Origin of the sequence: Pseudomonas fluorescens, from assembly GCF_902497895.1 — a bacterium.
Lineage (GTDB): Bacteria > Pseudomonadota > Gammaproteobacteria > Pseudomonadales > Pseudomonadaceae > Aquipseudomonas > Aquipseudomonas fluorescens_BP.
Window position 1 is genome coordinate 1 of sequence record NZ_CABVHQ010000125.1, and the last position, 6491, is coordinate 6491.

Consider the following 6491-nt stretch of genomic DNA (forward strand, 5'->3'; position numbering starts at 1 on the left):
ATGGCCAGCGGTTATGCCGGCCTGGAGAACGAACTGTTCTATCTGGACAAGACCATGATGGTGTTCGGCGACGCCAAGAAAGTCATTGAAGACATGGTCAAAGCCGTCGAATAAATACTGCTCCCGCGCAATACCAAAAACCCCGGCCTCGAGAGGCTGGGGGTTTTTATTGCCCGCAGGAACCGACCAAAGGCTCTAAATCAAGGGTCGGCATTCGACCACCGGTTCGCGCCTACCAATATTTTTATTATTAACCGATCAGGTGGATTTGACAGAGCCATACCATTGCGTTTTCTGCTGTAGCGTCAGGTGATATTGCCGCAGAAAATATTCAAGCCACCATCTTCCGGACTGGCTCTCAAGACAATGGCATAGCCACCGGAACGAAGCGTGCTCAGCGCCACAGGCGCCTTTTTCGAGAGCTGCCATGCAGGCGACATGAGCGCGGTAGTCACTGTCTGATTCATCTCATAGGCAGGCTTTGGACCCAAGCTCTCGCATGTTCCAGAATAGATGTAGGTGTAAATATGGGGGGGTAGAGCTGTCCAGCCTGGGACTCTGCCAATGAAAAACGAAACATTAGTGTCGTTTCCCATGGGTGCCAATGTCGCCTGTGCGATATGACTAGCGTTGTACTGAGTAGCGTTCAGGGAGATGTTGACAATCTGGTTTTCAGCTGTTGTTGCGCAACCCGAGATCCACCCAACCGTTACCACTAACGCCAGTGAGGATACGATGTTCATCGTAATTCTCCCGATTTGAAAGGATGCATTGAAGTAATCCCCCCCATTGAATTTTAGCACGCTCGATCGTGAATGATTTTCTTACGATGACCGGTCTCAGGCCGGGATTAGTTGACTACTACATTGGGTCGAAAGCGGCCACAAACGTTCTGCCGGCAGGCGCCTTAATTTCTTTTCCAGCAAATCCAGCTCGCCTCTGATCAGGTCGAACCGATAGGACGTCCTCGGTAATCCCTCGAAATTGTATCGACATTTTTATGACGTCATTTTTCCTGTCTTTTTGATAAAATAGATACTAAGCTTCCTATCTATAACAATAGGGGGATTGGCTGTGCGAAAGATTGGTTTAGGTTTTATGATCACAGGAGTAATGGGACAGCTATCCGCATTGGTGTGGACCTATACCAGTCCTGACTTTTCCTGCACAACCGCCTCCACTACGCCAACGTCTTCACAAGAGCAGGCTGACTCCAATCAGCTGCCTATAGATTCATTTGCCCGAACCGAGGCTGATTCGAACAAGGCCCCTTTGGACAGCCTTTCGTCCAAGGCACTCACTCCCCCAGCTTCCCTGGGTGTAGAACGGCCTCACCCAGTAAAGCTTCCCGCAGCTATTCGCAGCGAAATTCCAGCTTATCTCGACCGTCTTTCCCAACTATTTTCTTCAAAGCTGGCAATCATCATCGGCGGCCTTATCGCAATTGCAGGTTTACTCTTGACGCTTTTCTCGCGAAAAAAGATCAGTGCCACTAAATTGCATATATTCCAATCTAAAGCAGGATCATCACTCGTCCTGGAAGACTCATGCCTAACGTGTGGAGGAGTGATTCGCCACGCCAAAAAACCAATTAAACTCAGTCCACCCCAAGGCCTCTGGGTGATCGAGCTAACTTTAAATACTCAGAGTCGGCGACGATCCATAAAAGTAATTCAACATTTGGCCTTGCCAGTGATCCGCAGAGAACACGATTTTATTGTCATCGGCCCCTATAGACAAAAACAGGAAGCCTCTTACGTCCTAACGGACTTGAGTGAAAATTATGGAGTTCGAGGATGGCTGATGAGGGGAAATTGAAATAGCTCGGTTTGGATCCAGATTTTTGGCCAGGCCATGTAGGCTATTTACTGATAACCAGAGAAGATCATTCATGAGTTGCAAAGAGCCGGTTTTGCGCCACCGGCGCCGGCTGAATGACCGCTTGAAAGTCCGAAATCACTGGTTCCAGATACTGTTTTCTCAACGATCTGTACTGGTGGAAAGATGCTTTCCACGATTTTGTGGATCCACTGAATGATTACTTTGGGTCATTGCCGCCTCATGGTGACAAGCAGAAATCGGGCCAAAAGCGGACCTTGCAGATTCTAAGATTTTTGCTGGAGTGCTCGAGTTTGGGGCCATGTAGTACTACAGCGTCCGGAGTCACTGTTGCCCGGTGCCGTGAGCTCGGCAAGCGATGACGCAAGCCGTGCAATAGCATTCCGATCACCTTGGTTAAGGCGGCGGTAATCCTCAATGACTTTGGTTTCTTCATCGGGCAGATCTTCTTTAAACCGGGACTTCTTCCCCGTCAAAAGGTAGAGAACATCAACTCCCCTGATTGCGATGGCCGTCAAGTAGTCGGCCTTGGGAAACCGGGATCCCTTCTCGTACTTACTTTGGGCGTTTGCCAAAACCCCTCCCAGAGCGCCAAGCTCTTGCTGGGAGAGTCCCAGAGCCGTGCGCTCCTCCTTCAATCGCATACCAAACGTCTTCATTTTAGTAACTTGCTCCATGAGTTCGCAAAATTCATAGCTTATCGATATGGCTGCGACGGCCCGAGTATGTGCGCGGATTTTCGGTGGTCCTCATCTGCAGTGAGACCGACGGATCCCTCGGTGTCGGCCACCACGGTGCCGAGTTTTGTCCTCCTTGGCCACGCGCCGACCAACCTGCTGGCCGGCAGGCAGCAATCTGCGCGCGGGAATGGACGCGCGCAGAGTGACCACCGGCGCGTCAAGGAAAGGCCTGGGTGGTGATCATCCGGGGCTAGTAGTACTCCAGCGCTGCCACCACCAGCATCAACACCGCCACGCCCGCGCCGAGCCAGGCCTTGAGGCTGGCGAGCCGTTCAAACAGTCGCAACAAGGCGCGCACTCAGCGTTTGTATAGGCCGGTCAGGGTGGCCGTGGCGAGTGTATTTTGGGAGATCAGGAAGCGCACCACCGCGTTGGTCGGGGCGGCCGGCAGCTCCAGCTTGGGCACGCCCAGCGCGTGCACGGTGAAGATGTAGCGGTGCGCGGGCAAGCCCGTGGGCGGACAGGGACCGCCGTAGCCGGCAGTGCCGTAGTCGTTGGTGGCCTGAGTGCCGCTGGCGCCCAGGTCAGTGGCGTCGCTGGAGCCTAGGCCCGCGGCGAGCTGGGTGACCGACGAATCGATGTCGAACAGGATCCAGTGCCAGAAGCCGCTGCCGGTGGGCGCGTCCGGGTCGTACAGCGTCAGCGCGAAGCTCTTGGTGCCTTCCGGCGCGCCCTGCCATTGCAGCGCGGGCGAACGGTTCTGGCCGGTGCCGTAGAAGCCATCGAACTCATGCACCCGTTGCAGCGGACCCTGATCTTTGAATTCAGGCGATGTTACTGTGAAGTTACCCATGCCGTTTCCTTTCATTTGACGCGATATAAACCTAAAGACCTAATGTTAGGAGTTTTGACATGAAAAAAGACCTTCGTCAAGCACCTCATGGGTGTGACAGCAGAGATCGTGGCCGAACAGTATGAGCTCTCGCGAACCTGGCAAAACGAGTTCGCGGTGGTTTTTCAAAGAAAAAGGCGGAAGCGGCCACACCGGGTTTACGCTGAGGTCCGCATGAGCGCTTTTAGTTCCGCTTGCGCTCACCCACCACGCCCGGTTGGGGTTCGGTCATCCCGGGCATGGTCTTCAATGTGGACGCGGGGAAGTCGACCTCGGCGATGTAGCGGTCGCCCCGATACCAGGTGAGACCGGCGTACAGCACATTGCCTTTGCCGTCGACCAGGCACCGTGACATTTTCGCCACGGGCGAGGCAAACGGGATCTTCAGCAGGTCGCACAAAGGAAAATCCGCAGGCATCACGGTAATGCGTTGCCTCACGCGTTTGCCGCGCGCGCCCAGTTCGTCCAGTACCGCGGCGAGCAGCTTCCTTTTCCTGGCGATGTCCTTGGGCAGCGACTCGAAGACCGCCGTCGACACGTAAATCTCGGCGTAGCAGAACGGCTCGCCGGAATAGGTGTGCAGCTTGCGGACACACACGTTGTCGTCCGCCGAGCAATCGTCCGACCCAAGCAGTTCTTGGGGCAACTGGGTGTGATGCCGGACTTCGAGTATCTCGAAGGAAAGCGCCTGCGGCGCGGCGAACGGATCGTTGATTGCCAGTTCGATGTCGACGGTGGCGGCGGGCAGCGCAGCCACGTGGGTGCCGACACCCCGTTGGCTGCGGATCAGCCCTTCCTTGGAAAGCAGCTCGTACGCTTGCCGGACGGTCACGACGGCAACGCCCAAGTCTTGGGCCAATTTCGTGATCGGCGGCAGTTGCGTGCCGAGCGGGTATTCGCCCTTCGCGATCCGGTGCCTCAGCACGGAAGCTAACCGTTGATATTGCGCAACGCCGCGTTCGGCCCCCAGCTCCGGTCGGTCGATCCTGATGTCTGCATGACTGTTCCGCTTGTTCACGCCGTCTTTCACCCAAATGCCTAACATTAGGTTTATGTTATCAGGACCGGCGTTGGCCGTCATTTGTGTGCAGTGAGGCTGCTGACCGTTGGCGAACTCCGAATTGGCCGAACTCGTCCAGCCACAACCACGCTGGCGCCCTCGCCGGCGAAGCGTCGGGCAATGCACTGCCCCATGTTGCCCTTGCCGGGGGCGCCGACCACGATCACGACCTTCCCCTCAAACCCTTCATGAAACTGTCCTCCTGGCCATGTTCATTCTCATGTCGCGCTCTCAAACTCGGGATGCGGTTTGTCTCGTGTTGCACAGGTCAATACGACTTCGGCAGGCCGAGCGCCTGCTCGGCGACGTAGCACAGCGCGAGCTCCTGGGTCACCGGCGCGAGCAGGGGCAGCACGCTTTCGCGCAGGCCGCGCTCGACGTGGTACTCCGTGGCATAGCCGAATCCGCCGTGGGTGCGCACCGCACGCAATGACGTCTCGAAGCTGGCCTCGGCCGCCAGGTACTTCGCCGCCGTGGCCTCGACGCCGCAGGACTTGCCGGCGTCGTAGAGCGCAGCCGCCTTCCACATCAGCAGCTCGGCCGCTTGCAGGCGCATCCAGCATTCGGCCAGCGGATGCTGGATCGCCTGGTTCATGCCGATCGGCCGCCCGAACACGACGCGTTCCCTGGCATAGTCCGTCGCACTCGCCAGCGCCGTCTGCGCAGCACCGAGCGCCGAGGCCGCGACGAGGATGCGCTCCGGGTTCAGGCCGTGCAGCAGGTACTTGAATCCCTGGCCCTCCTCGCCGATGCGATCCTCGACCGGGATCTCCAGCCCGTCGATGAACAGTTCGTTCGAGTCCACGGCCTTGCGCGCCATCTTCTCGATCTCGCAGATGCGCACGTGCGCGCGGTCGAGGTCCGTATAAAACAGCGTGACGCCGTCCATCGGCCTCGCGCATTCCTCGATCGGCGTCGTCCGGGCCACCAGCAGGATTTTGTTGGCGTGCTGCGCGGTCGAGGTCCAGACTTTCTGGCCGTTGACGATGTAGCGGTCGCCCGCGCGGCGCGCGAAGGTTCTGATGCGTGTGGTGTCAGAGCCGATGTTGGGCTCGGTCACGCCGAAGCAAGCGCGATCCGTGCCTTCGATCAATGGCGGCAGAAAGCGCCGCTTCTGCGCCTCACTGCCGAATACGACCACGGGCTGCGGGCCGAACAGGTTCAGATGCACCGACGACACCGCCGCCGAGCCGAGCTTGCCAATGGTGCGCATCACCATTGCGGCCGCCGAGATGCCGAGGCCGGCGCCGCCATGCTCCTTGGGCATGGTCACGCCGAACCACCCGCCACGGGCGATCGTGTCGCAGAATTCACTCGGCCAGCGCCCGTCGCGCTCGCACTCGAGCCAGTAATCGGCACCGAAGTCGGCGCAGATCGCCTCGATGGCGTTGCGGATCGCGAGCTGGTCGTCCGATAAATCGAAATTCATGCGGACAGTTCCTGCAGCAGGCTTTCGGGTACCTCGACCGGCAGGTCGAGCAGCATCTGCGCCATGCCCTTGCCGAGCGGGTCGTTGCGCAGCGAGGCCATGCCGCCGCCGCCCAGCGCGCGCTCGCACAGGAGGTTGATGGCGTGAATGCCGGGCAGTTCGTAGCGGTGCACCGGCCCCTGCACCAGATGGCCGAGGTAATCCTTCACGCGTTCGGGCGTCACCTGCTCGATCAGCACCGGCAACAGCGCCGGATGGCGGGCGATCAGGCCGATATTGGACGTGTCGCCCTTGTCGCCGCTTCGCCCGAGCGCGATTCTCACCAGCGGCACGGTCTGGCGTGGACCGGCGGGCAGCGCACCCTCGATGGGCGCCAGCCGTTCCGGCCCCACCTCCGGTGATGGCGGCGGCAGCGTCACGGTGAACGTCGTCTCGCCGAGCGTAACCGTCGGCGTCACCTGCTCTTTCGCAATGAGCCAGGCGAACTGCCGCAAGACCGGCGACACGGAGGGACGGCCACTTGAACCGGTCGTGCCCGGCGACCATGACGTGCCGGGGGCGGCGAACTCGCGGCTGTACATCTCCAGCGCA

Annotated in this window: 7 protein-coding genes and 1 pseudogene; 2 read left to right on the forward strand and 6 right to left on the reverse strand. The window is 58.6% G+C overall.

Going from position 1 to position 6491, the window contains the following annotated elements:
* A partial coding sequence (locus tag F8N21_RS29660; RefSeq protein WP_150645508.1) for an NAD(P)(+) transhydrogenase (Re/Si-specific) subunit beta occupies positions 1-114 on the forward strand: 114 nt, incomplete at its 5' end.
* A 191-nt stretch (positions 115-305) separates the two neighbouring features.
* Here F8N21_RS29660 and F8N21_RS29665 read toward each other — a convergent pair.
* Positions 306-743, reverse strand: coding sequence for a hypothetical protein (locus tag F8N21_RS29665; protein WP_150645509.1), 438 nt, complete (start codon positions 741-743; stop codon positions 306-308).
* 331 nt (positions 744-1074) lie between these two features.
* Between F8N21_RS29665 and F8N21_RS29670 the strand changes: the two genes are divergently transcribed.
* The gene (locus F8N21_RS29670; RefSeq protein ID WP_150645510.1) at positions 1075-1818 is read left to right on the forward strand and encodes an SPOR domain-containing protein; all 744 of its coding nucleotides are present in this window, start codon (positions 1075-1077) and stop codon (positions 1816-1818) included.
* A gap of 287 nt (positions 1819-2105) precedes the next feature.
* Here the strand turns inward: F8N21_RS29670 and F8N21_RS29675 are convergent, their stop codons facing one another.
* The 5 genes and pseudogenes from F8N21_RS29675 to F8N21_RS29700 all read right to left on the reverse strand — a co-directional run.
* Positions 2106-2498, reverse strand: a complete 393-nt coding sequence (locus F8N21_RS29675) for a helix-turn-helix domain-containing protein (RefSeq protein ID WP_150645511.1) — start codon at positions 2496-2498, stop codon at positions 2106-2108.
* 379 nt (positions 2499-2877) lie between these two features.
* Positions 2878-3372, reverse strand: a complete 495-nt coding sequence (locus tag F8N21_RS29680; RefSeq protein ID WP_150645512.1) for a YbhB/YbcL family Raf kinase inhibitor-like protein — start codon at positions 3370-3372, stop codon at positions 2878-2880.
* Positions 3373-3595: 223 nt separating this feature from the next.
* On the reverse strand, positions 3596-4441 hold the full coding sequence (locus tag F8N21_RS29685) for a GntR family transcriptional regulator (RefSeq protein ID WP_224788317.1): 846 nt from the start codon (positions 4439-4441) through the stop codon (positions 3596-3598).
* Positions 4442-4739: 298 nt separating this feature from the next.
* Positions 4740-5900, reverse strand: coding sequence for an acyl-CoA dehydrogenase family protein (locus tag F8N21_RS29695; RefSeq protein WP_150645513.1), 1161 nt, complete (start codon positions 5898-5900; stop codon positions 4740-4742).
* Positions 5897-6491, reverse strand: a pseudogene (locus F8N21_RS29700) (terpene utilization protein AtuA); the annotation flags it as partial. The pseudogene F8N21_RS29700 and the gene F8N21_RS29695, both read right to left, overlap by 4 nt.

Coding starts and splice junctions, on each gene's coding strand:
- F8N21_RS29675 (WP_150645511.1), bottom strand. CDS start 2,498: ATGAAGACGTTTGGTATGCGATTGAAGGAGGAGCGCACGGCTCTGGGA.
- F8N21_RS29665 (WP_150645509.1), bottom strand. CDS start 743: ATGAACATCGTATCCTCACTGGCGTTAGTGGTAACGGTTGGGTGGATC.
- F8N21_RS29695 (WP_150645513.1), bottom strand. CDS start 5,900: ATGAATTTCGATTTATCGGACGACCAGCTCGCGATCCGCAACGCCATC.
- F8N21_RS29680 (WP_150645512.1), bottom strand. CDS start 3,372: ATGGGTAACTTCACAGTAACATCGCCTGAATTCAAAGATCAGGGTCCG.